At 36.7% G+C, this 24,646-nt stretch carries 28 protein-coding genes; 9 read left to right on the forward strand and 19 right to left on the reverse strand.

Annotated features, from left to right (window positions below; all coding sequences use genetic code 11):
• The first annotated feature begins 34 nt into the window (after nucleotides 1-34).
• Entirely contained in the window at nucleotides 35-1,555 is a 1,521-nt protein-coding gene (locus I6G50_RS06920; protein WP_197908338.1) for a lipopolysaccharide biosynthesis protein, read from the forward strand.
• Nucleotides 1,556-1,620: 65 nt separating this feature from the next.
• Here I6G50_RS06920 and I6G50_RS06925 read toward each other — a convergent pair whose 3' ends face one another.
• Genes I6G50_RS06925 through I6G50_RS06935 form a run of 3 tightly spaced genes read right to left on the reverse strand, consistent with a single transcriptional unit; the run spans nucleotide 1,621 to nucleotide 4,667 of the window.
• Entirely contained in the window at nucleotides 1,621-2,874 is a 1,254-nt protein-coding gene (locus I6G50_RS06925; RefSeq protein WP_197908339.1) for a glycosyl transferase, read from the reverse strand.
• A gap of 15 nt (nucleotides 2,875-2,889) precedes the next feature.
• The gene (locus I6G50_RS06930) at nucleotides 2,890-3,840 is read right to left on the reverse strand and encodes a glycosyltransferase (protein ID WP_197908340.1); all 951 of its coding nucleotides are present in this window, start codon (nucleotides 3,838-3,840) and stop codon (nucleotides 2,890-2,892) included.
• Nucleotides 3,837-4,667, reverse strand: coding sequence for a LicD family protein (locus I6G50_RS06935; RefSeq protein ID WP_197908341.1), 831 nt, complete (start codon nucleotides 4,665-4,667; stop codon nucleotides 3,837-3,839). The genes I6G50_RS06930 and I6G50_RS06935 overlap by 4 nt, the downstream gene beginning before the upstream one ends.
• 139 nt (nucleotides 4,668-4,806) lie before the next feature.
• Here I6G50_RS06935 and I6G50_RS06940 point away from each other — a divergent pair, with 139 nt between their 5' ends.
• Nucleotides 4,807-5,721, forward strand: a complete 915-nt coding sequence (locus tag I6G50_RS06940) for a glycosyltransferase family 2 protein (protein ID WP_197908342.1) — start codon at nucleotides 4,807-4,809, stop codon at nucleotides 5,719-5,721.
• Nucleotides 5,722-5,801: 80 nt separating this feature from the next.
• Here the strand turns inward: I6G50_RS06940 and I6G50_RS06945 are convergent, their stop codons facing one another.
• From I6G50_RS06945 to I6G50_RS10530, 5 genes are all read right to left on the reverse strand, one after another.
• Complete coding sequence (locus tag I6G50_RS06945) at nucleotides 5,802-6,581, reverse strand: ABC transporter ATP-binding protein (RefSeq protein ID WP_197908343.1); 780 nt, start codon at nucleotides 6,579-6,581, stop codon at nucleotides 5,802-5,804.
• A 1-nt stretch (nucleotide 6,582) separates the two neighbouring features.
• Nucleotides 6,583-7,602 (reverse strand): FecCD family ABC transporter permease, encoded by a 1,020-nt coding sequence (locus tag I6G50_RS06950; RefSeq protein ID WP_197908344.1) that lies wholly within the window; start codon nucleotides 7,600-7,602, stop codon nucleotides 6,583-6,585.
• On the reverse strand, nucleotides 7,580-8,521 hold the full coding sequence (locus tag I6G50_RS06955; protein WP_004259363.1) for an ABC transporter substrate-binding protein: 942 nt from the start codon (nucleotides 8,519-8,521) through the stop codon (nucleotides 7,580-7,582). Before I6G50_RS06955 ends, I6G50_RS06950 begins: the two co-directional genes overlap by 23 nt.
• Nucleotides 8,522-8,714: 193 nt before the next feature.
• The gene (locus I6G50_RS10525) at nucleotides 8,715-9,191 is read right to left on the reverse strand and encodes a glycosyltransferase family 4 protein (RefSeq protein ID WP_232252340.1); all 477 of its coding nucleotides are present in this window, start codon (nucleotides 9,189-9,191) and stop codon (nucleotides 8,715-8,717) included.
• Between the two features lie 63 nt (nucleotides 9,192-9,254).
• A complete protein-coding gene (locus I6G50_RS10530; protein WP_232252341.1) occupies nucleotides 9,255-9,842 on the reverse strand; it encodes a glycosyltransferase family 4 protein in 588 nt (195 codons plus the stop codon).
• 204 nt (nucleotides 9,843-10,046) lie between these two features.
• Here I6G50_RS10530 and I6G50_RS06965 point away from each other — a divergent pair, with 204 nt between their 5' ends.
• The gene (locus I6G50_RS06965) at nucleotides 10,047-11,012 is read left to right on the forward strand and encodes a ribose-phosphate diphosphokinase (protein WP_004259375.1); all 966 of its coding nucleotides are present in this window, start codon (nucleotides 10,047-10,049) and stop codon (nucleotides 11,010-11,012) included.
• Nucleotides 11,013-11,050: 38 nt separating this feature from the next.
• Here I6G50_RS06965 and I6G50_RS06970 read toward each other — a convergent pair whose 3' ends face one another.
• From I6G50_RS06970 to I6G50_RS06980, 3 genes are all read right to left on the reverse strand, one after another.
• The gene (locus I6G50_RS06970) at nucleotides 11,051-11,398 is read right to left on the reverse strand and encodes a YxeA family protein (RefSeq protein WP_004259379.1); all 348 of its coding nucleotides are present in this window, start codon (nucleotides 11,396-11,398) and stop codon (nucleotides 11,051-11,053) included.
• Nucleotides 11,399-11,555: 157 nt separating this feature from the next.
• On the reverse strand, nucleotides 11,556-11,858 hold the full coding sequence (locus tag I6G50_RS06975; protein ID WP_081168645.1) for a hypothetical protein: 303 nt from the start codon (nucleotides 11,856-11,858) through the stop codon (nucleotides 11,556-11,558).
• Between the two features lie 128 nt (nucleotides 11,859-11,986).
• Nucleotides 11,987-12,181: a hypothetical protein gene (locus I6G50_RS06980; RefSeq protein ID WP_004259387.1), complete on the reverse strand. Its 195-nt coding sequence runs from the start codon at nucleotides 12,179-12,181 to the stop codon at nucleotides 11,987-11,989.
• 321 nt (nucleotides 12,182-12,502) lie between these two features.
• Between I6G50_RS06980 and I6G50_RS06985 the strand changes: the two genes are divergently transcribed.
• The 4 genes from I6G50_RS06985 (at nucleotide 12,503) to I6G50_RS07000 (ending at nucleotide 15,145) form a co-directional block, all read left to right on the forward strand.
• Nucleotides 12,503-12,847: a helix-turn-helix domain-containing protein gene (locus tag I6G50_RS06985; RefSeq protein ID WP_197908345.1), complete on the forward strand. Its 345-nt coding sequence runs from the start codon at nucleotides 12,503-12,505 to the stop codon at nucleotides 12,845-12,847.
• 11 nt (nucleotides 12,848-12,858) lie between these two features.
• Nucleotides 12,859-13,449, forward strand: coding sequence for a hypothetical protein (locus I6G50_RS06990; RefSeq protein ID WP_004259394.1), 591 nt, complete (start codon nucleotides 12,859-12,861; stop codon nucleotides 13,447-13,449).
• Between the two features lie 230 nt (nucleotides 13,450-13,679).
• Nucleotides 13,680-14,798 carry a cysteine desulfurase family protein gene (locus I6G50_RS06995; RefSeq protein WP_197909420.1) on the forward strand — a complete coding sequence of 373 codons (1,119 nt, stop codon included), beginning with the start codon at nucleotides 13,680-13,682 and terminating at the stop codon, nucleotides 14,796-14,798.
• A gap of 2 nt (nucleotides 14,799-14,800) precedes the next feature.
• Nucleotides 14,801-15,145: a DUF1831 domain-containing protein gene (locus I6G50_RS07000; protein ID WP_197908346.1), complete on the forward strand. Its 345-nt coding sequence runs from the start codon at nucleotides 14,801-14,803 to the stop codon at nucleotides 15,143-15,145.
• A gap of 92 nt (nucleotides 15,146-15,237) precedes the next feature.
• On the opposite strand, the gene tuf is transcribed toward I6G50_RS07000, so the two are convergent.
• Entirely contained in the window at nucleotides 15,238-16,425 is a 1,188-nt protein-coding gene (gene tuf / locus I6G50_RS07005; protein ID WP_004259403.1) for an elongation factor Tu, read from the reverse strand.
• Nucleotides 16,426-16,608: 183 nt separating this feature from the next.
• Here tuf and I6G50_RS07010 point away from each other — a divergent pair, with 183 nt between their 5' ends.
• Both I6G50_RS07010 and I6G50_RS07015 read left to right on the forward strand, forming a co-directional pair.
• The gene (locus I6G50_RS07010; protein ID WP_081168635.1) at nucleotides 16,609-16,791 is read left to right on the forward strand and encodes an SPJ_0845 family protein; all 183 of its coding nucleotides are present in this window, start codon (nucleotides 16,609-16,611) and stop codon (nucleotides 16,789-16,791) included.
• 65 nt (nucleotides 16,792-16,856) lie between these two features.
• On the forward strand, nucleotides 16,857-16,973 hold the full coding sequence (locus tag I6G50_RS07015) for a DUF4044 domain-containing protein (RefSeq protein WP_004259413.1): 117 nt from the start codon (nucleotides 16,857-16,859) through the stop codon (nucleotides 16,971-16,973).
• Between the two features lie 66 nt (nucleotides 16,974-17,039).
• Here the strand turns inward: I6G50_RS07015 and ileS are convergent, their stop codons facing one another.
• From ileS to ftsZ, 7 genes are all read right to left on the reverse strand, one after another.
• On the reverse strand, nucleotides 17,040-19,826 hold the full coding sequence (gene ileS / locus I6G50_RS07020; protein WP_197908347.1) for an isoleucine--tRNA ligase: 2,787 nt from the start codon (nucleotides 19,824-19,826) through the stop codon (nucleotides 17,040-17,042).
• Between the two features lie 335 nt (nucleotides 19,827-20,161).
• Nucleotides 20,162-21,004, reverse strand: coding sequence for a DivIVA domain-containing protein (locus I6G50_RS07025; RefSeq protein ID WP_197908348.1), 843 nt, complete (start codon nucleotides 21,002-21,004; stop codon nucleotides 20,162-20,164).
• A 26-nt stretch (nucleotides 21,005-21,030) separates the two neighbouring features.
• Nucleotides 21,031-21,828, reverse strand: a complete 798-nt coding sequence (locus I6G50_RS07030) for an RNA-binding protein (RefSeq protein WP_004259422.1) — start codon at nucleotides 21,826-21,828, stop codon at nucleotides 21,031-21,033.
• Nucleotides 21,825-22,070 (reverse strand): YggT family protein, encoded by a 246-nt coding sequence (locus I6G50_RS07035; RefSeq protein WP_042753038.1) that lies wholly within the window; start codon nucleotides 22,068-22,070, stop codon nucleotides 21,825-21,827. The genes I6G50_RS07030 and I6G50_RS07035 overlap by 4 nt, the downstream gene beginning before the upstream one ends.
• A gap of 6 nt (nucleotides 22,071-22,076) precedes the next feature.
• On the reverse strand, nucleotides 22,077-22,658 hold the full coding sequence (locus I6G50_RS07040) for a cell division protein SepF (protein ID WP_004259429.1): 582 nt from the start codon (nucleotides 22,656-22,658) through the stop codon (nucleotides 22,077-22,079).
• Nucleotides 22,659-22,698: 40 nt separating this feature from the next.
• A complete protein-coding gene (locus tag I6G50_RS07045) occupies nucleotides 22,699-23,370 on the reverse strand; it encodes a YggS family pyridoxal phosphate-dependent enzyme (protein WP_197908349.1) in 672 nt (223 codons plus the stop codon).
• On the reverse strand, nucleotides 23,370-24,638 hold the full coding sequence (ftsZ, locus tag I6G50_RS07050; protein WP_081168627.1) for a cell division protein FtsZ: 1,269 nt from the start codon (nucleotides 24,636-24,638) through the stop codon (nucleotides 23,370-23,372). Before ftsZ ends, I6G50_RS07045 begins: the two co-directional genes overlap by 1 nt.
• Nucleotides 24,639-24,646: the final 8 nt, after the last annotated feature.

The raw sequence follows: 24,646 nt of genomic DNA on the forward strand, positions 1-24,646 counted from the left end.
TGATTTTTAAATATTAATTGAAAAGGAAAATTCGATGCGAGTCGTTAACTCATTACGAAATTCATCTTTTACTATTATTCAAAAAATAATTGGCATGATTCTCGGTTTTGTAACCCGGACAGCCTTTATCTATACGCTAGGTATCAGTTACCAAGGACTAAATGGATTGTTTACTAGTATTCTTTCTATGCTCTCCATTGCGGAATTAGGTATTGGTAGTGCTATTGTGTTTAATATGTATCGCTATATTGCTGAAAATGATACAGAGACTATGAAGTCTCTCATGCATTTTTATCGGACAGCCTACCGTATCGTTGCCGTTATTGTAACTGTTCTGGGTCTCTTATTGTTACCTTTCTTGAACTTTTTTAGTTCTTATCAAGGTATCAACGATAATGTCTTCATTATTTATTTGCTCTTTTTAGCTAATAGTGTAGCTGGGTATCTTTTTAGTTACAAGCGCAGTATTTTGTATGCTGACCAAAAGAATTATATTGTGAACATTTTTGACACACTTTACACTCTCGTTGTCAATATTGCTTATATCATTGTCCTTTTTGTTTTCAAAAGCTTTATCCTTTATCTTATCTCAGCTTTAGTCCTCTCAATCGTTGAAAATATTTTAATTCAAGCTTTTGCTGACAAACGCTATCCCTGGTTAAAAGAAAAAAATATCCGCAAGCTGGAACCGGAAATCTTACATCGATTCAAAAAGCAAATTTATGGTATGTTTTATCATAATATTGGTACCTTCGTTGTCATGGGTTCAGATAGCTTAGTCATTACAAAGTTTCTAGGTTTAACAACGATGGGGTTATACTCTAACTATAGCTTAATCACTGGTAACCTTTCCGGGCTTTTAATGGCAGCACTCGGTGGTTTAACCGCCAGCATCGGAAATCTCCTGACTGAAAAAGATACAAAAAAATCCTTTGAGGTTTATAAAAATTTAAGTTTTGCTACTTTCTGGATTTTTACAGCTGTATCTGCTGCACTCCTCCTTGTTATGCAGCCCTTCATCATTGTCTGGCTCGGGGAAAAATTCATATTAAGCTTTCCGATTTTAGTGATGATTGTCCTTAATTTTTATATCTTAGGAATGCGCAAACCAATTCGTCTTTTCCAAGATGCGTCAGGTATTTTCTACGAAAATCGACATATCCCAGTTATCGGTGCTGTCCTTAATCTAGGCCTTTCACTCCTCTTTGTAACTTTTATGGGACTGACAGGTGTGCTTCTTGGAACCTTTTTAAGTACTCTTATCTTATATGGTTATAGTTTCCCTAAATATATCTATTCTCCGCTTTTTGATCGTCCTATTTCTGATTATATTATTGAACAGATAAAATATCTTGCTGTTTTTGGTTTAATCTTGGTTTTGAGTAGCTTATCTATTCTATTATTAACTCTTTTTACAAATCATTGGTTAGTTTTCTTCCTTAGCTTGATTGTAGCACTCCTCTTACCTAATGGTTTACTTCTACTTATCTATCATCGTAAACCTGAATTTCAATATTTTAAGAGTCTCATGCTCCGCTTGATTAAACATAATTAAGGTAAACCAAATCCTCTACTTTCTCAAAAAAAATCATATCAATAATTGATATGATTTTTTATATTTCAGACATCTAATTTGTAGTACTTTTTCAAAAGTTCATAATATGGGAGTGGCAGCTTCACAAGTCTTTTTAAAAAGGCTACTTTCCAACTCTTATTAAAATCTCTCATCAAGTCCTTGGGTCTAAAGAGATAAGCAAAAGCATTTTTCGGCGCGGCCAAAGAATATATCTCTCCTTCATTCTCCAACGTTAAGCTTCCTAGTGCTTTAGCTTCCGCTTGAGTAGGGGTCTTAATGACTGCCTCAAAACCACTAAACCAAAAGATTGCATCTTTCTTGTCCCAATAAGGGCTATCCTCTGGCAAATCTGACGCAAAATTTTCGACAAATGCTAAAGCACCAGCTTGGATAGCCAAAAGATTCCGCTGATCGGGACTTCCCACATCATGTAAAAATTCTTCCAGCAGAGGTACTATACGGTCTTCTTTCTTTTTGAATCCAATACAAGATCCTTCCTGAGGCTGAAAAAGCCGCTCAAAGATCGGAAAGCTCAAGCCCATAAATTTATAGTAAGCCTGACCATGATGGGTATCGAACAAATAGCCCTTGCTTTGAGTTAAGCCACTCTCCGATTTTTTGGGGAGTATGCCTGTATAATAGCCTGTCACACTCTTTATACTGAGTTCAGCTTTTAATTCAAAAAGGGCTTTTTGTAAAGTGCCATGCCACCCGATGTCAAAAAGAGCGACATCTCCTTGGATGGCTTCTTGCTTAAAATAAGCCTGTAAAAGCGTAGCTTCTTGTCGGCTATTTTGAACAATTTTTGGAAATAGTGCTTCTAATACACCACGCGCCTCTTGATGTTTTAAAAGCTCTTCTGAATCATTAAATACTATATTGAGTAAGGGTTCTGGTAAACCGTCCAAATCTTTATTTGTTAAGCCTAATTTCTTTAAAGCTTTCCCAAAGCTGGTTTTGAGGTAAGGATATTTTTCAAAAAGTTCCTTAGGACTTTGGCAATTTACCAAAGTTGGCACAGCAAAGCTCCGACGCGAAGCATAGATGTAACTACTCTTTATTTTTTCTTGATATTTGTCATTACCTGAAAACAGGAGGTCAAATGCTTTCTTGACCATGTAGCCATCTCGTGCTAAAAATAAAATTCTGTTCAAATTATTTTTTCTAAGATCTTGGTAAAGCCAAGTGCTTAGCCCAAAAAGATATGGACCAAAAGCGCGATAGCCAAATTTGTAGTATTCATCATCCTGATGATCTAAATGTCGAGCAATATATTTTTCTAAATAATGATCGTACACTGAAAATCCTTCTCTCTACTTTTTAAAAGCAAATATGACATCACGTAAACGACCACTCATTCCTCCATAAAACTTCCAGTCGCTAAATATCTGGGTGAACACACCCCAAAACTTATTATCACGTGCCATGGCATGACGTTTTACATAAAAGTCATAATATGCTTTTACTTGAGGTGCATACTGCGATCCACGCATTTGTAAAACTTGATACATGACATCATAAAATCCAACGAACTTATAAAGCTCTTCCACATGAACCTGCTTTGGTGAGCTTAAAGTCAATAGTTTATCACCGGTGGCATTGCGATCATGAAGTAGATGTGTCCCCACTATTTCGTTGAGGTTATAGCCTGTCTCTGTTAAACTAGAAAGCGCCGCAACCAGTACATCATGGGTAATATTATATTCTGGCTTCCAATATTTGACGATATCAGCAATAAACGAACGACGCATAGCTACGACCCATCCTACACGATAAGAAGAATAACCAAAACGGGGTGGATATTTTGAAAATGCTTGTTCCTTATTAAACTCAAAATACTTAAACCAACGTGGTAAATCTGCAACTTCTTCTGAAATTTTTTCAACTTGGATATCTGCAGAAAGCAACTCCATCTCAGGATGTGCTTCCATAACCTGTACTTGATGCTTATTCTTGTCTAAATGCCAAATATTGTCTTGATCGGAAAAGAAAGCAATATCGATATCATAATCAAGAGTATCCACTAAAAGTTGTCGAAAATTTAAACGCCAACCTATGTTTTTCTCGTTTATCTTGATTATCCAATTTTCTAGAGCATATTGTTCAATATAAGACTTCAAAAAGCTCACTGTATTATCGGTAGAGCGATCATCTCGGAAAAGTACAAAGTCTGGTTTCAGTTCTTGCTCCCGAATTGTATCCAGTTGTTTTTTTAATAATTTTTCGCCATTATAAGTGGCAACAAGTACAGCAGTTGTGGTCATTTCTCATCTTTCCAATACCAGTGGTAATAACTATGGTTACGAACAGCCTTTTTCTTTGGGGGATTACGCCATAATCCATAAAGCTCCGTCAAATAGATATCATGATTTTTGATTTTTTTCAACTTTAAATTTTCAAAGTCAATATCTTCATATTCTGTAAAAATTGCCTTGTCAAAGTAAGCCGTTCTCTTTGGGGGTGACCAAACAAAATTACAGAACTTTTGATTTTGATCATTGTATTTTTGCATGAGCAAATCAACTTTCTCCGCTAAGCTTCTGCTTCGTCCACGATAACGTAGATGATAAGGGAGCCATAGAAGAGTCTTCGCTATAAAGTAGAGACGTTTCTCAGAGCTAGCATACGACAAACCGTTGGGTGCTGAAGAAACAAGCTGCGTTACTGCTGTGCGTACTTTTTTCTTAAATCTTTCCCCTTCACGTTTGTCTTCAGGTAAGCTATCCAGAGGAAAAATATCGATAAAAAGGCCGGTACCTTTATTTAAAGTGTCTAACTCACTTACAAAGTAAGTACGATTATCATACAATTTAGCAAACGGTAAATAAGCAGTGTGATTTTTGTAATACAAGAGTGTAAAATGCTCAGGTAAGTCATCCATAAGAGCCGTCATTAAGCGCTCATAGTTAGGACGTGTCAACATCATATCTATATCATCATCCCAAGGAATATACCCCTTATATTTGACCGAACCAAGAAGGGTTCCAGCACCGATAGAATAGTCTATCCCTTGCTCACGGCAAATCTTGTCAATATAAGACATGAGTTCTAGTTGAATCTCACGCTGCTCATTTTTTGTTATTTCTTTCATTTCCCATATCCTTAGTAGCATTTTGATGCTATATAACATCTAAGTATAGCAAAATTATGATTCTTCCTCAATATCCGACTTACTTATGTTAGGCATATGTTATAATATTTAAACAATACTAATTTTTTAAAGGACTCAAATGAAGCTTTCTGCCCTTATTACTCCTGCTGCTAAAAAAATACTCCTGTTTGAAACACGCGCTAACTACAAAAGAAGACAACATCAAAAAATTTTAAATCAGCTCAAAAACAAACCTTCGACACAGGAAAAAATTTCTATCTTGCTTCCCATTTATAATGCACAGCACAGTTTAGAAAAATGCCTCGATAGTATTCTAAATCAGACATATCAAAATTTCGAAATTATCTGTGTGGATGACGCCTCCACAGATCGTTCTTTAATGATTGTCAAAGACTATCTAAATAGGGATTCTCGTATTCACCTTATTGATAAAGCTCAGAACCAAGGTTCTTCTTTTGCTCGGCGTGATGCCCTAAAAAAAGCAAAAGGCACTTATGTTCTTTGTATTGACAGTGATGATTGGATTGAACCTACTATGCTTGAAGACTTGTATCATTTCGCACAACAAGATCCCTCTTACGATATGGTCTACTGTGATTACTACAAAAATGGGACAATCATGCACGCACCAAAAATTTTAGAAGAAAATCAATCACTGAAGCGTATTAAAGGACGAAGCTTTGCCTTTGGCAATATGCTCTGGAATCGTTTAGTAAAAAAAGAAGTTTTTGATCAAGTGACTTTTCAAGCTGAAAGTATGGGAGAAGATGTTTATATCAACACGCAGCTTTACTTCTTTTCTCATAAGATTGCCTATTTATGTAAACCGCTCTATCATTATAATCAGTTCAGTAACACTGACAGTATTTCGGATCGTCCTAGCCTTATCAACATCTTAGACATGGAAGCAAACTACCAACATATGCAAGATTTCTTGTCTGAAAAGTTTGGTTCCCATACTTTCTTCGAGCGAGCCTTTGAAAAAAAAGCAAGAATGATTGAAGCCGCTAAAAAGAAAATTCATACCCAATGAAAAAACTAGCCTCCAAATTAGGAGGCTAGTTTTTATAGATTTTGCGCCCAAAAGTATTTTTAATAGCATCTGTTAAAATTTTAACTCTTCTTTTTCTCCTCAATTTTTTGCCAAAATGTATGTTTCTTCAGCATGTAATCTAAAACATCTGTCTGGTAGAGTTGTATCAAAAAATCTCTTGTGAGTATTTCTTCGGCTTTTCCATGAGATAAGACTTTACCTTCTTTCAATACCAAAATATTTTCCGAGAAAGAAAGTGCTAAATTAATATCATGAAAAACAGCAATCACTGTTTTTTCTTGGTCTAAATATTTATCTAGATAGCGTAACATTTCCAACTGATAATATATATCTAAATGGTTATTTGGCTCATCTAATAAAATGATATCAGGATTTTGTAAAAGGGTGCGAGCAAAAAACACCCGCTGTAATTGTCCTCCTGAAAGGGTAGAAAGCTGTCTCTTTCTTATTTCGTACAGGTTGAGTTCCTTCATCACCTGTAGAACGCGCTCTTTATCTTCTCGCCCCGCCACAGCCATGAATCTTTTTCGTAGCTGAGTATAGAGCCCCATCATTAAGGTTTCATAAACTGTGTAGGAAAAATATAGGGTCGGATTTTGCGACAAAAGGGCAACTTTTTCTGCACGTTCAAGTCTCTTAAAAGAGGAAAGTGATCGGTTATTAAACTTGATTTGGCCTTGATGTTCTATTAGACCAAGAATACCCTTTAAGAGAGTTGTTTTCCCGCTACCATTGGGCCCAATAATTGCGAGCCGTTGGCCAGTTTCTACTGAAAAATTTATTTCTTGGAGTACTTTTTTATTATCATAAGCAACTGCTAAATTTTTTATTTCTAACATATCATTCTTTTCCTTTTCTAAAGAAAATATAGCAGAAAAATGGTGCCCCAACCAGAGCGGTTACAGCTCCTATAGGAACTTCTCTTGGAGAAAGAACACTTCTAGCTAGCGTATCTGCAACTACACAAAGTAGTCCTCCTAGAAGGGCTGAGCTAGGTAAAACCCATTTGTGTGTAGAGCCAAAGAGGCGGCGAGCCATATGGGGTGCGATCAGATCAATAAAACCGATAACTCCTGTCATAGCTACACTAACGCCAGTTAATAAAGTCGATAGACTAATTAAAATCCACTTCGTTCGTCTCACTTCCACACCTTGGCTCAAGGCGAATTCATCCCCAAAACTTAAAATATCCATTTCTCTGTGAAAATAAAGTAAGAAAAAGAAACTGAATAATAATATAACAAAAAGAAGCTGCACATTAGACCAAGAAGCTCCAGAAAAGCTTCCCAGCTGCCAAAAAATAATGCGTTGCATATAATCTGGTGAAAAAGTCATGAGCATCGTTAAAAAAGAATTGATAAACAAGGAGAAAACCATCCCTACAAGGATAATTGTCTGATTATCCATCGCTTTAGAAAAGCGTTGAGCGAGAATTAAAACTAAGAACACTGTTATCAGTCCAAAGACAAAGCCACCCGCACTCATTGCAAGAGCAGGTGTCATGAGACTAAGTCCGGACATCATTACAATAGAAGCCCCCAAAGATGCCCCAGAAGAAACGCCTAGAGTATAAGAGGAGGCCAGAGGATTTTGCAATAGAGATTGCATTACGGTTCCACTGGCTCCAAGTGCTAAACCAGTCAAAAAACTGAGCAATACACGAGGTATTCGCACCTCAACAAGAATGCTTTTCAAAAGCGGAGATACATTTTCCGCTCCTCCTGTCCCTATTCTCATCAAGTCCCCTAAAGATATTGGTGCACTTCCCATACTGACACTAACCACTATTACAAATAAGGATAAAATAAGGAGAAAGAGTATTAAAGCAAACTTTTTTTTACTTAATATTCTTGAAAACATCTGGATATACCACTTTTGCCATTTCTTTCATTGCTTGGACGACATGATGATTAGGTAGGGAACTTCTCTCATTGTCTATTGCATAAACGTCCTTGTTTTTCACTGCTTTCACTTCCGCCCAACTTTTCATTTGAAGAATATCATCCACTGGATGAGGGATATAATTAACATTCGTTAGAATCACATCGGGATTGGACATAATAGCAGCTTCTTCGGACACTTTGATTGATCCTGTTTCTTTTGCCATGACATTAGTAGCTCCGATGTCCTCAATCATCTCATTAATAAAGGTTTCTTTTCCCATGCTATAAATTTCTGGAGAGGCAGCAATTTGAAATAATACAGATTTTCGGTTCGTTATTGATTCTGCTTGTTTTTTTATATCTGCAATCTCTTTCTCCATTTGAGAGACGATTTTTTCCCCACTTGCTTTTTGATCTAAGCTTGTGGCAACAAGTTTGATATTGCTCTCAATCTCCGCCAGACTCTTTTCTGAAGGTAACACAATAACTTTTGTCCCTTTTTCTTGAATTTTCTTTATCGCATCTGAAGATTGGAACATCGTCAGATCTGTTACAAATAATAGCTCTGGTTTTAGCGCCAATATTTTTTCCAGATCCAAACTCATAATATCTGTTTGGTCTAGCTTATCTAATCCCTTAACATACTTGGGACTTTGGCTGTCCACCGCAATCAACTTCTTTTTCTGTCCAAGTTCATCAATCACTTGTGTAACCGCTGGCGAGAGTGAAACAACTCGGCTGACATCTTTGGGGATAGTTATCTTTTCACCTTGGGGCGTTGTAACAGTTATTTCTGCTGTCGTTGCTTCTTTTATATCTCGTGTATTTTTAGCACAAGCGGATAAACTTAATGCTAGAATCAGTAGTGTGATTGATTTAAATATTTTATTTTTCATTCTTTCCTTCCTTACTCCGTGGCTTATACTGATTGTGATTGTACTTTTATAACTTTATATTTTTATAATTCTTACCTATCTCTTGTCTAATTACAAGTCTTATTTTACCATGCTTCGTATCAACTTCTCATAACCTAATACTTCAATCAAACCATCAAAAAACAAGCTGAATTTTTCAACTCGTTTTTTTATTTTATAATTCAAGAAATGCTGTTTCAAATTCATCTGCAGTATTTTCCCAAGTGAAGTTTTGCAAGACTCGCTCTGAAACTTTGTTTTGCATATTCACACATTTTTGGGGATGAGTAATTAGATCACGTAATGCTTCAATTAATGCTGCTTCATCATTTTCTACAATATAGCCGTAGGTTTCATCTGGTAAAAGCTCTTTGGCACCTCCCACATTAGTGGTAATTATGGCATTTTTTAGAAGTGCTGCTTCTAAAAGAGCTGTAGAAAAACCTTCAATTTTTGACAAAAGTACAAAAATATCTGATTCATTATTCATCTGCATTACACGTTCATGAGAAACTTGACCTAAAAAGATAATGTTTTTTTGGTTATACTGTGACATCATTTCACTATAAATTGGCCCGTCCCCAGCTATGGTAAGCTCCAAGTTATCATATTCCTGTGATAATTTAGAAAAAGCAGATAAAAGTGTTTCCACACCTTTAAACTTAGCCTGTAGACGGCCCGCATAGCTGATTCTTATTTTACCATCAGATTTCTTTTATTGATAATATTTTAAAAAATCACTACTATCTATGGCATTATATAAAACTCCCTTAGACTCTATCCCAAACTCTACTAACCAGTTTGCTGCTTCTTGCGATACACCATAGAAGATTCTTGAATTTCTCTTCACTTTGGCTATTAATAGACGTTCAATACAATGCAAAATTCTATCAAATAATTTATTATTTACTGTAAGATAAGTAGTACCGTGCTCAATAACAATTGCTTGTTTCCCTTTCTCTTTGGCTAGTGTTGCTCCTAGCAGAGAAGGCAGTTGAAACCGTGTATTAATAACATAGTAATCGATATCTTCTTCTTTAATTTCTTTTAATAATTTTTGATAAAGGATGTTCTTTTTAAGGAATGGATAACGCCTTTTACCAAAATCATAAATAGGCAGTCGGTATATTTTAATTCCTTCATCTATAGATTCATAAGATAATGTTTCAGAATGCTTGGAAGTGACAATGATCACTCGATAACCTCGTGCTATCAACTTTTTTGCTATATTATAAGTATATCTTTCTATTCCACCGAAAAAAGGAACATAAAAACCACTAAAAAAAGCGACTGTTCGCGTCATTTCGCCTCCTCATTGAAACTCTAAAATCTAGCTTCGTTACTCCTCTGAGAAGGTATGGCTTTGATTTCAAGTAAAGTATATTTAAGTTAGTTCTTATTATAGCACAATCTTATTTTTACGTGAACCCTTTCACGTAAGTGGTGCTATGAAATCCCCCACAAATTTGGTAGAATAGACATATCATATTATAATAGGAGAAAAACTGTGACTTATTCTGACGCACAACTTAAACTTTTTTCACTGAACTCAAATCCGGAGTTAGCTGATAAGATCAGCAAAATTATGGATGTACCATTGGGGAAAGTAACTTCAAAACAATTTTCTGATGGAGAAATCATGATTAATATGGAAGAGAGTGTTCGTAATCGTGATGTGTATATTATCCAGTCAACAAGTTGTCCAGTCAATGATAATATTTGGGAATTATTGATTATGATTGATGCTTGCGTCCGTGCCTCTGCACACTCTGTCAATATCGTTATGCCATACTTTGGATATGCACGTCAAGACCGTACTGCTTCAAGTCGTGAACCTATCACTGCTAAACTTGTCGCTGATATGCTTGTAAAGGCTGGTGCTGATCGTCTATTGACTTTAGATATTCATGCAGTTCAAGTTCAAGGTTTCTTTGATATTCCTGTGGATAACCTCTTTACTGTTCCACTATTTGCAGAATATTACATGAAGCAAGGATTATTTGGTGATGATGTTGTTGTTGTTGCGCCAAAAAATTCTGGTATCAAACGTGCGCGTAGCCTTGCTGAATATTTAGAATCTCCTATTGCTATCGTTGACTATGAAGATGATGACGCAAAACGTGAAAATGGCTACATCATTGGGAATGTCGAAGGTAAAAAAGTTATCTTGATTGACGATATCTTAAATACAGGTGTAACTTTCTCAAACGCAGCATCTGTTGTGCGTGAAGCGGGGGCAGATGACGTCTATGCTGTAGCAAGTCACGGTTTATTTACAAATACAGCTGCTGATTTACTCGAAAACTCTGGTATCTGCGAGGTATTAATCACAGACTCTGTTGCAACTAAAAACCGTAAACCGGCCAATGCAAAATACTTGAGTGTAGATAAACATTTGGCTGATGCGATTCTTCGTATTCATGAAGGTCGTCCAGTATCACCACTCTTCAAATTTGATAAAAACCAAGATTAATTATATATCTATAAAAAAGCGACCCTTAGTCGCTTTTTTTATTTCAAGTGCTTTAGGGCTGTTTTAGGAACTTCATATCGCGTTCTCTCTTTCCAACTTACCACTCCTTTTTTCCTATCATATAAAACTTCTAGATAGACCTCGCTTTTTAATTTCTCTCTAGATTTCAGCTCAATATCTTTCTCTACACCCTTTGAACTGTATCCTTTGACTTTATAAGTATATAGCTCAGCATTTGCTTTACCCTCATCCTTTGAAATTTCAACTTCTTCATTCTTTTGAAGAGAAACAAAATAACTGAGATGTCCATGATTAAAGCTGTACCAAAAATATCCGATATCCATAAATAATACACCTACAATAACAAGAAGTAATCTTTTTTTCATTCTCATCCTACACGTTCTATTGGTTTTATTACCTAGAATATTATACTACCTTTAATAAAAAAAATTAATATTTCTGCTCTCAAATAAGAATTATCTGATTAAAAGATATTTTTTACTGCACCTCCTCCAGTTGTTTCCGAGAGGATTTTACTAAATATTATTTTTCTTCCAATTTTCTTTTTTTATACTTTTCAAATTGATCATGAGCATAGTGGTTACCTCCAAGCGCTTCATAATCATCAAATATTCCACTCACCACTTGAAGTCCATAATCATTATTAATGGCTTGTAATAGCTCCATCCGCTTGATATGCATTTGGATATTTTTGAGCTGACTTTGTTGTTTTTTGGAAAATCGGCGATACAGACCGCTCAAAATTCCCGTCACAATAACCAAGGAGGGCCAGTTTTTCAAGAGTGCGGTAAAAAGTAGCCATGTATGTCTAAATATTTCTTCCATTTTGAGTACTTCCCTTTCTAATCTAATTTAAATAGCCTCCTCTAAATGAGAGAAGATGGCAGGTGTGTAAAAGTATGGCAATATAATTTTGCTAATCTTTAAGTCATCTGACATCTCTTTTATTATTTTTATTCTTCAAAACAATACCAATGTAAAGTATTATCAGAAAATGATTGCCCCTTTTTTCGTGCCTTACGTTCTTTGCTCACTTTTGAATATATATTTGCTAAGTTTGTATTAAAACGCTCTGCAAGTTCACTAGCCGTACCACAATCTAAGAAGTTATCTCCCTCATAAACGGCATATAATTTATTAACTGACATGTCTCCCCCTTGCTATTTTAAATACAGTACTTTTACTTTTCCCACTTCTACTTCTTACATACTTTTACAAAGTTATTGTATTTACCCTATTTTCACTTGACACATGAGTATCAATAATCTATAATGAAAGCATAGTTAAAAAGCCTATTAAACACGTTAGTTCTCTTGCATGAATCAGCATTTTTTGAGTAATAATGGTTTTCTTAGGAATAGCAATAAGTCTTTACAAAAACAATTATAGATTATAGATACTATTTTGTCAAGGGATTGAGTATCTTTTTTCTACAACGTTTTAAGAACTCACTCGAAAGGTTTATATCATTGGATTTATACGAAAAAATAAAAGCGCTCGCAGCGCAGAAACATATTTCTATTCGACAGCTGGAAGAAAAAGTTGGAATTGCAAATGGTACGATTAGACAATGGGGCCGAAAAAATCCTGGCGTGAATAATGTAAAGTTAGTAGCTGACTTTTTCCACGTCACTGTGGACTACTTATTAGGTAGTGAAGAAAAACCTTCTCTCAAAGAACCGATTGACCTTGCCGATTTGGTAGATGAAAATAAGGTCGATTGGGACGAGTGGGTTTCTTTTGACGGAAAGCCTCTTACCGATGAAGTTAAGACCGCTTTAAAACTTATCTTGGGTAAACGTCTGGAAGACTGACTGGAGGCTCTATGGACGAACAGGAATTGATAGAGCGTCTAATTTACGAGATTGAAGCATATGGAATTGAAGTCATAGGGGACAACTATTTTCCATTGGATGCTCTTACACATAACAGAAAAAAGATTACGATTTTCAATCCCACGACGATTAAAGCTTTCAAATTATGCCATGAATTAATGCATATTAAAAACAATGACAGTTATCGGTTGGGTGAGTGCGACACCACAAGCCCTCAAGAAAAGAGAACTAATAGAGAAGCTATTCTGTTTCTTTGGGATATTTTCATATCGGAAGGGGGCGATTTTAATAACTTTCAAAAGTTTATTGAAATCTCGGGTTGCCCTTGTGATACATCTTTCACTCTTTTATGCAAAGTAAATGAACAAGCAATAAAAGAATTAAATAAGCCAGAAAAGAAGGCAAGAGATTTTAGCAATATGTCTTTAAAAGAATGTGTCATAGACTTTATTAGTCACTTTGATGTAATCGAGCAAATCAACACTTATCAATTTCTTGAAGCTTATAGCCTTTCTTACGATAACTATGACGATGCTGTAAGGCTTTTTAAATCAATGCTGAAATTAGATTATATACATTAAGAAGTTAGATTACTAATATAAGTCTATACCTTTAATAGATGATGTGCTAAGATTACAGACAAAAAATATAAAACATGATAAGATAGATACAATTGGGATTTAACAAGGTTATACTCCAAAATGTATATTCTGTAAGTACTCAACTACGCCGAGTAGAATATGGAAGATAACTTCTTGTAATCCCCTTTATAGAAATCGTTTAGAAGTTACTCGAAAGAGAGGAAAAGACAATTATATATCTAGATAATGCTGCGACCACGCCTTTATTACCAGAAGTTGTTGAAGTTATGACGGATGTGCTCATCAATAACTTTGGTAATCCTTCTAGTACCCATAACTTTGGCCGCCAAGCAAGCCAAATCGTGCGTCAAGCGCGTGAAACAGTAGCCAAAGCCCTTAAAGTATCACCTGCTACAATTACTTTTACTTCTGGCGGGAGTGAATCAAACTCAACCGCCTTAGTCGGTTATGCTTTAGCAAATCGTCACAAAGGAAATCATATTATTACAACAGCCTTGGAGCATCCTTCAGTACTGAATGCTCTAAAATATTTACAAGAGCGACATGGGTTTGAAATTACGTTCGTACAGCCACAATCAAACGGTGCTTTCCCTGCGCAACTTATTGAGGATGCACTTCGTGAAGATACAATCCTTGTCTCAATGATGATGGCAAATAACGAAACTGGACAATTACTTCCCATCAAAGAAGTTGGACAACTTTTAGACAATCATCAAGCCGTATTTCATGTTGATTCTGTACAAACAATGGGGAAAATACCTGTATTTCCTGAAGAATTAAAAATTGATTTTCTTTCAGCCAGTGGGCATAAATTTCATGGTCCTAAAGGTGTTGGTTTTCTTTACCATCGTTCTGGTCTCCGTTTTGATAGCATCATTCACGGCGGTGAGCAAGAAGAAAAACGACGTGCTGGTACTGAAAATCTCCATTCACTGATGGGTATGGCCAAGGCTTTACAAATCGCTACTGAAAACATGAGCAAAAATTATGCACATGTTGAAATGCTGAAGGAGCTTCTTCTTGAAGAACTTTCAGATATCAATTTTTATAAACATGAATTCGGCCCATCGATGCCCCACGTCATTAATCTTGGGTTTCCAGAAAAAAATCATGATCTACTTCTGACTAAACTTGATTTAGCTGGTGTTGCCATCTCAACTGGTTCGGCTTGTACTGCTGGAACAGTAGATCCTTCTCACGTGCTTGAAGCTGTTTATGGAAGTCAATCACCAAAACTCAAAGAAAACATTCGTGTTTCCTTTTCAGAACTCAACACTGAAGACGACGTTCGTACTTTTGTTCAAACCTTAAAAGAAAGGGCATTATAATTATGGCTTTTATCACTGAAAAACAACTTGATGGCTGCAAATACATCTATAAATTGTCACCAAATATAAAAAAATTCACTCTTAAAGATACAACATTTATTCAAAATAATGTCGGAAATTTTGAATTCAAACGTATGCTTGAAGAGGTTCCAAACTCTGGCCAAGGCTTTCTACTTAAGATTATCATCAATCCTGATTTGACTGGTTTTAAGATGTCTATTACTGATAAATCCGGTTTACGCAATGTCAATATTTTTAAAAATGCGAATGAGATTATTCAGGATAAATTTTACTTCCAAATGGATACTTTTGTTGATCGGGATGTGTTTATAAAAAGCGAAAAATAAAAACTCTCTAAGAGAGTTTTTATTTATTCCTTCTTCACTATTACCATAAAAAAAATCTAACCCACGGGTTAGAATTTTTTATTCTTTACGAATTATTTTTTGATTTCAGCTACGATACCTGAACCAACAGTACGTCCACCTTCACGGATAGAGAAAGTAGTTCCTTGTTCGATGGCAACTGGGTGGATAAGTTCTACGTCGATGTGAACGTTATCACCAGGCATTACCATTTCAGTACCTTCTGGAAGTTTAACTGAACCAGTAACGTCAGTTGTGTGGAAGTAGAATTGAGGACGGTAGTTGTCGAAGAATGGAGTGTGACGTCCGCCTTCTTCTTTGCTCAATACGTAAACTTCACCTTCAAACATTGTGTGTGGAGTGATTGAACCTGGTTTAGCGATAACTTGACCACGTTCGATTTCGTCACGTTGAACACCACGGAGGAGTACACCAACGTTATCGCCGGCAAGACCTTCGTCAAGTGTTTTACGGAACATTTCGATACCAGTAACGATAGCTTTTTTAGTGTCTTCTTTAATACCAACGATTTCGATTTCGTCGTTGACTTTAACAGTACCACGTTCGATACGACCTGAAGCAACTGTACCACGACCAGTGATTGAGAATACGTCTTCGACTGGAAGCAACAATGGTTTGTCAGTGTCACGTTCTGGAGTTGGGATGTATTCGTCAACGATGTCCATAAGTTCTTCAACTTTAGCAACCCATTGAGGTTCACCGTTCAAAGCACCAAGAGCTGAACCAGCTACTACTGGAGTATCGTCACCTGGGAAGTCATATTCTGACAAGAGGTCACGTACTTCCATTTCAACGAGTTCCATAAGTTCTTCGTCATCAACGAGGTCAGCTTTGTTAAGGAATACGATAAGGTATTTAACACCAACTTGACGTGAAAGCAAGATGTGTTCACGTGTTTGTGGCATTGGTCCATCAGTTGCAGCAACTACGAGGATCGCACCGTCCATTTGGGCAGCACCAGTGATCATGTTTTTAACGTAGTCCGCGTGACCTGGGGCATCGATGTGGGCATAGTGACGTTTGTCAGTTTCGTACTCGATGTGAGCAGTGTTGATAGTGATACCACGTTCGCGTTCTTCTGGAGCAGCATCGATAGATGCGAAATCAGTCGCTTTAGAGTAACCTTTGTCAGACAATACTTTAGAGATTGCAGCTGAGAGGGTAGTTTTACCATGGTCAACGTGTCCGATAGTACCAATATTTACGTGCGGTTTGCTACGGTCGTAAACTTCTTTAGCCATTTTAAAATGTCTCCTTTGAGAAAAAATATATTTTTTATAGGTAGTAGTGTTACTACACAAACTACCGTTCCTTAACATTATACTGGATTTTCCCTGTAAATGCAAACTTTATTGCTATTTATCTAGCTTTTTTTGGCCATTCGTAGTAAAATAAATAAAAAATAGTAAAGGAGAAATAAGGGTATGGGACTGACTTTTAGAAAACGTGATGATTTTGATAAGATGATGGATGATTTAGGTGTATCTACTGAGGATGTAAATACAGATAAGACTTCTACTACACTCAAGAAGCAAGAAGATCCTTTTGCAAAATTTCTAGAAAAAAAAGATACTTCAAGAGAAAATAAAGCTGATACTCGTAAATAGAGTGACATTTTGCTTCTTTCTTGCTAGAATAGAGTCAAGAAATAATATTATAAATAGAGGAAATTATGGCTTACAAAAAGAAACAAAAATCAACTTTTCAAAAAGTGACAATGGTGGTTGTCGTAGCAATGCTTTTACTTATTGTCTTTAGCTCATTGGCTATGGCATTATCCGCTTTTTAAAAATCGGCGACACACAGTTTGATATAAACAAAATAATAAAACCTGGCTATGCCAGGTTTTATTATTTTATTCAAAACCAACTGTTAAAACTTCAGGGAATTCATTTTTAACGATTTCCGCACAGTTCGCACATAGATTTTTAAGATTTTCATTTTCTTCTTGACCAACTGTTTCATCTGTACGGCGGCAACGTTCACAAACTTGACCAGCGGCTGCTTCTACCAGAATTGCAACATCATCAAATTTAACTGCGTTTTCAGGTGCTACACCCGTAGATACAGAGAAATCAGAAACAATAAGAAGTTGTGCAATGTTTTCATCAAGACTTACAAGTAGACTTGATACTACTTCGTTAGGATAAACCGTTACTTTTGCTTCAAGGGATTTACCGATTAACTTAGCTTCTCGTGCTTCTTCAAGTGCCTTAAGTACCTTGTCCCGGAAATCAAGGAAAGCTTCCCATTCTCCCAGTAATTCTTCTGATGCAGTAAAGATTTTAGCTTCAGGCATTTCTGCTAGATACGCAAATTTTTCTTCCTCAGCTTCAAGATATGACCAGATTTCTTCTGCTGTGTGTGGGATGATAGGAACCAAGAGCTTTGTCAAACCAGCAAGCATTGTATACATTACAGTTTGCATAGAACGACGATCTGCAGAATTGGCTGCTTCAATATAAACAACATCTTTTGCAAAGTCAAGGTAGAAAGCTGACAAATCATTTGTGAGGAAATTGATGATTTGCTTATACACACTCATGAAATTATAAGAATCATAAGCTTCACGTACTGATTTCACGAGCTCATTAAACTTCACTAGCATATATTTATCTACGCTACGGAGTTTTTCATATGAAACTGTGTCTCTATTTTTATCAAAGTCCGAAGTGTTAGCGATCAAGAAACGCATTGTATTGCGGATTTTACGGTAAACTTCTGAAACTTGATTAAGAATTTCCATTGAAACACGGACATCTGCTTCTGTATCAACAGAGGCTACCCAAAGTCGAAGAATATCAGCTCCTAATTTTCCTGTAACATCTGATGGTAAGATGGTATTTCCAATTGATTTAGACATTTTACGGCCTTTTCCATCAAGTACAAAACCTTGTGAAAGTACAGCCTTATATGGAGAAATACCATTAACTGCCACGGAAGTTGTGATTGATGAGTTAAACCAGCCACGGTATTGGTCCGAACCTTCCAAATAAAGATCCGCTGGATAAGAGAGATAGTCGCGTTCATTCAGGACGCCATTCCATGATGAACCCGAATCAAACCAGACATCCATAATGTCTTTTTCTTTAGTAAATTCACCATTTGGTGAACCTGGATGAGTAAACCCTTCAGGCAAGAGGTCTTTTGCTTCACGTTCTACCCAAGCTTTTGACCCATGTTCTGCAAAAAGATTGGCAACATGTTCAATCGTCTCAGGTGTGATAATCGCTTCCCCATTTTCTGCATAGAAGATCGGAAGTGGAACACCCCAAGCGCGCTGACGAGAAATAACCCAGTCTCCGCGATCACGTACCATATTATAAAGACGTGTTTTACCCCAAGGAATAATCCAGTCTACTTGTTCAATTTCACGCAAAATGTTTTCACGGAAATCATCAATTGAAGCAAACCACTGTGGAGTTGCACGGAAAATAACTGGTTTTTTTGTACGCCAATCATGAGGATAGCTGTGTGTGAAGAAGTCAAGTTTAAGCAAAGCTCCTTTCTCTTCTAGCCACTTACTTACAACTTTATTTCCTTCATCATAGAAAATACCTTCCAAACCAGGAGCTTCATCAGTATAATAACCACGGTTATCCACAGGAGAGAGAACTTCAAGCTTGTACTTACGACTGAAGAAATAGTCATCTTCCCCATGACCAGGTGCACTATGAACAAGTCCTGTACCTGAATCAAGAGTTACATAATCCCCATTCATTACTAATGATTCACGGTCGTAAAATGGATGCTGTGCTGTCATCATATCCATTTCGGAACCTTTAACCGTTTGGAGAACAGTAGGATTTTCCCATTCCAAAGTTTCTGCTACTTTGCTGAGCATTTCAGATGCAACAACGAACTTGCGTTCTCCCACTTCAACTACTGAATATTCATAATCTGGATGTACAAAGATTCCCATATTAGCAGGAAGTGTCCAAGGTGTTGTGGTCCAGATAACAAACTCTGCATCTTCTGGCAAAACTCCTTTAACATCTTTGGCTTTAAAAGCTACAAAGATTGATGCCGAACGTACGTCTTGATACTCAATTTCCGCTTCCGCCAATGAGCTTTCTGATGATGGTGACCAATAGATTGGTTTTTGTCCTTTGTAGATATAGCCTTTTTCAGCCATTTTCCCAAATACGCGAATTTGTGCAGCCTCATATTCTGGCAAGAGGGTCATATAAGGGCGATCCCAATCTGCTAATACACCCAAGGATTTGAAATCTGTACGTTGCATATCTACTTGTTTGAGGGCATATTTACGGCATTCTTCGAGGTAATCCAACATATCCATCTCTTTACGGTTCATACCTGCTTTTGAGAGTTGCTGTTCGATTGGTAAGCCATGTGTATCCCAACCTGGTACATATGGAGCACGGAAACCAGACATTGATTTATAACGTACAATAATATCTTTAGAGATTTTATTTAGTGCATGACCTACATGAATGTTACCGTTCGCATATGGAGGTCCATCATGTAGCATGAAGGAAGGCTTCCCTTCATTAAGTTCTTGACGTGCTTCATACAACTTCGCATCTGACCATTCTTTTTGCCAACCGGATTCTTTATTAGGCAATCCTGCACGCATTGGGAAAGCTGTTTTCCCTAAGTTTAATGTATCTTTGATTTTCATAGTTTATACCTTTCTTTTAATGCTTTGAGTTACAAATAAATAAGTAACCACAAGTGACTGGGTTCCTTGTATATTTTCTTTCTAATTTTTTAAATAAAAAGAAGAAAAACAAAAAACGGCCTTCGAAAAAGGACGAAAGACCGTGGTACCACCTTAATTTTTTCCACTAGTAAATTTAGTGAAAACTCTTATGTACGTAACGTGTACAGCGTTTAAACTTACTTTATTCAGTTTAAAATATTCTAGGTGATAAGCCGAAAAACAGGGAAGGCGAGACTCTCATCAACACTCACTTGCTGTAAATATATTTTTCTTTTCTTGTCCTAAATTTATTTTTATTTATTTTCTGTTGTTTCTACTTCTGGAACTTCTGTTTGCAATTCCGGAAAAACTGGATAAGGCTTTGTTTCATCAACTGAATCTTCCGTCTCTTCTGAGGGAAATTCGGGTTTTTCCTCTTCCACCTCCGCAACTGGAGTAACAGCTTCTTCTACAACTTGTGGTTCTTCCACTGCTGGTTCTGGCTGAGATGTTTCAACAGTCTCAGAACTTGTATCTTTTTCAATATTTTCAGTATCTGTCACTTCTTGTTGTGTCACATTTCCTGATAATGATGTATCACTCAATTGCATATCCACAATTTCTTGAAGCTTTTCTTCTGGATTTGTAATATGTGAGGATGTAGATTCTAACGTATCTTGCCAATCTTCGGAATGAATACTTGCTAACTGAGCTTCAATAATTGAAGTCATACGTTGATGGTAAAGACGCATCTTACGTTTTAAATCATCTGTATCACGTACCAAACGACGGGCGTCATCAGAAGCTTGATTAAGAATCGTTCCTGCTTCTTTTTTAGCAGCTTCAATGATTAATTGACCTTTTTGGCTTGCTTCTGCAATGATACTGTTTGACTCGCTTTGTGCTTGAACACGCAAATTATCTGCTGCATCTTGTGCCACAACAATTGACTTGTTCAATGAATCTTTCATATCATCAAAATATCTTACACGTTCACGTAATGATTTGAGTTCACGATCTTGTTCTTTAATTTTCTGCGCAAACTCATCATAATCACGAACAATAATGTCTAAAAACTCTTCAATTTCGTGTTTGCTATAACCACGCATTTGCGTGTTAAATGTTTTATTTTGAACATCTAAACTATTCAATGCCATAAGTACCTCCAACCTCTTAAGAGACTCTATTTTTTCTTATGATTCTTAGTAATTTCACATTCGACTTTCTGCTTACCTTTTTTTGTCTCACCTAAAAGTCTTAGAATTTTGATGCGACCAAGGCCGCGGACACTGATTAAATCACCCTGTCCCACGGGAAAATCTTTTTTATCAATTTCAAGGTAATTTAACTTTACCTTTCTTGATTGTAACATATTTACGGCAATATTGCGAGAAATTTCGAAAGTGCTTGCAACGATTTTATCAATGCGCAAACTAGAGACGAGAACAACTTTTACAATCGATGTAGCTTCCGTTTTAATAAGCTCTGTAAAAGGTTTTTCTACAAATTGGACTGTCGCTGAACCTATTTTTTCAATATTTTTCTGAAAAATTTCAAGCAGGTGTCTCGACACAAAAATTTGTGCTCTTTCATCATTTAAAACGATATCGCCAATCTCTGTTCGACGGATTCCTGTTTGTCCTAAAAAACTACCAAGTATTTGCGAATGTTTGAGATGATAGTACTTATTTGCATAAGAAATTTCTAATAAAACCAAATCAAAATCGTCAATATTTAAATGATAAAATTCTGGAGCCAAAATAATTTTAGTCAATTCGGTTTCTGCAATATCTTGAGTAGAAAAAATCTGAAGTTCCCGCTTATTTGCTAAAGATTCGAGAATTTCGACTTCTCTAGGATTTAGAAAATAAGTAGTAACTACAGAATAATTGTTTTCCACGCTATCAATCCAGTCTAAGACTCGATCAATAAATTGTTTTTCATCAGGATGAAAATGCTGATATATATTTTCTTGACTCATAGCAAGCGCAAGAGAATTTGTTGGATGACTTGCAGAGCTATTACACCAAGTACAATAGTAAAATCTAGTCCTGCAAAGCGCAATGGAATACCTTCAAATAAGCTGAGGTATGGTCTTGAGATTTTGACAATAAAACGGCCTACTGCTGTATTATAGAGACTTGGTACCCAACTCATCAAGGCATATGCTACCAAGACCCATGTGTAAAGTCCAATTAGTCGTATTAAAATATATATAATCATAGTTTTTTAAATATCGAAGTTTTCAAAGTTTTGTCCCGCCAAGATACTTAATTCTTGGGAAGCATCAACTGTGATATTCGCCGGGGTGAGTAAGAAAATTTGTCCGCCAACATTTTGAACATCACCATCAAGTGTGAAAACTACTCCCGTCAAAAAGTCGATTGAACGGCGAGCTTGATTGTCTGGCATAAACTTGAAGTTTACCAAAACTGACTCTCCATTTTTTACGATACGGGCAGATTCCATAATATCAGAATATGCACGTGGCTCTTTGATTGCAATAACTTGTCCGGCACTTGTTGTGGCTTGATTCATCATAGGTTTTTGAACTTTTTTCTCTGTTGTTTTAGTGTTATTTGTGGGTGAAGAAAATGACATAGGACGTTTACCAGCTGGTTTAGCTTGCGCTCTTTCCTGTTGCTGAACTGGGCGACTTGTCCCTGTTGTTTTCTTTTCTGTATTATTTACTGTTGAAGATTTTTGCGGTTGCGCTTGTGGCTTTTGTGCCGCTACAACGGGCTCATCATATTCATCATCGTCCTCTTCGAAAAATCTCTTTAATTTATCAAATTGGTCTTTTAAGGCCATACTTCCCTCCGTTATCAATGCTTAAGATTTTATACAAACTTTATTCAAAGAAAGCTGTACCAATTCGAACAAAAGTTGCCCCTTGTTGAATTGCTCTTGTATAATCACGACTCATTCCCATACTCAATTCAGTACACGGAATATTAGAAATCCCCTGAGCCGCAATGTCGACTTGCAATTGCTTCATCGAAGCGAAAATGTTATCCAATTGCTCATCATCAGCATCAATTGGTGCCATAGTCATTAAACCGACAATGTTCACATTTTTTAAGTGTGAAATTTCTTCTAAAGCTTCATTTATGGCTTCAGGAGCAAAACCATGTTTGCTCTCTTCACCAGAAATGTTAACTTCCAAGAAGCATTGGATTCGATGTTCTGCACGTTTCTCGATCTCTTTGGCAAGTTTTAAGGAATCTAAAGCGTGGAAATAATCCACTAAATTAACGACATCTTTGACTTTTCTACGTTGTAGATTACCAATCAGATGCCAAGTAATATTTTTGTCCTTCAAAGCTTTATATTTTTCAAGAAACAAATCTGTACGATTTTCTGCTAAGTGGTGAATACCCGCTTCAACTACCTGAGTTGCTTTTGCAACGTCAACATACTTGGTAACGGCGATTACCTGAACCTCTTGATTTGAATAAGGAGATGTGGCTTTCGCCACATCTACCTTGTTCAAAATATTTTTAACATTTTCTGCTATACCCATTATTTACGGAAAAATGGTGGTGTATCGATATCTTCATCTGTTGATGGAATACCTGAGAAGCTTGTTACATTTGATGAATTTTCGCGATTTTGATTTCCATTTTGACGCGGTGACGCATCACGACGAAGATCCCAATCACCAAAAGCTGATCCTGAATTTTGTGAAGGAGCTTGTTGACCTTGTGAAGGTTGTGTAGGACGAGGTGCTGGTGTTGACGCTTGTTTCATTGAATTATGTTGAAAGCTAGGTTGTTGACGACGTGGTTCTTCTGCAACGGGAGTTGCAGGTGATCCTAAGTACTCATCAGCTGCATCACGTGAAACACCAGTTGCCACTACTGTAACACGAATTTCGTCACTGAGTGAGTCATCAATAGATGTTCCCAACAAAATGTTAACATCGTTACCAGCGGCTTGAATAACAATCTCTGAAGCATCTTGTGCTTCAATAAGACTCATATCCATACCACCTGTAACATTAAGAAGAACATTTTCAGCACCTTCAATTGTTGTTTCAAGCAATGGTGAATAAATAGCTTTACGAGTTGCTTCGATGACACGATCTTCACCAGTTGCAACTCCGATACCCATAAGGGCATCACCTTTATTTGCCATAACTGTCTTAACATCGGCAAAGTCAAGGTTAATCATTCCTGGATTGGTAATCAAGTCTGTTACACCTTGCACACCTTGGCGAAGGACATTGTCTGCTTCACGTAATGCTTCTGTTAAAGGTGTTTTCTTGTCTACAATTTCAAGCAAGTTGTTATTTGAAATGATAAGTAGTGTATCAACATTCGCACGAAGGTCTTCGATACCTTCTGTTGCAAAATAGCTACGTTTTGATCCTTCAAAACCAAATGGACGTGTAACAACAGCTACTGTTAAAGCGCCAATTTCTTTAGCAATTTGTGCGATGACTGGTGCAGCACCTGTACCAGTACCACCACCCATACCGGCAGTGATGAAGACCATATCTGCACCTTCAAAAGATTGGGCAATAGTTTCTGCTGATTCCTCAGCTGCACGACGACCAACTTCTGGTTGGGCACCAGCACCAAGACCACGTGTCAATTTAGGGCCAAGTTGGATTACTGTATCAGCTTTTGAGCTACGTAGAGCTTGTACGTCAGTGTTAGCTACGATGAATTCAACGCCTGAAACGCCTTCTTCAATCATACGGTTGACTGCGTTTCCGCCACCGCCACCAACACCGATAACTTTAATTACAGCGCCTTGAGCGATTTCTGTATCAAATGAAAATTCCATGTTTTTAT

Source organism: Lactococcus garvieae (genome assembly GCF_016027715.1).
Lineage (GTDB): Bacteria > Bacillota > Bacilli > Lactobacillales > Streptococcaceae > Lactococcus > Lactococcus garvieae_A.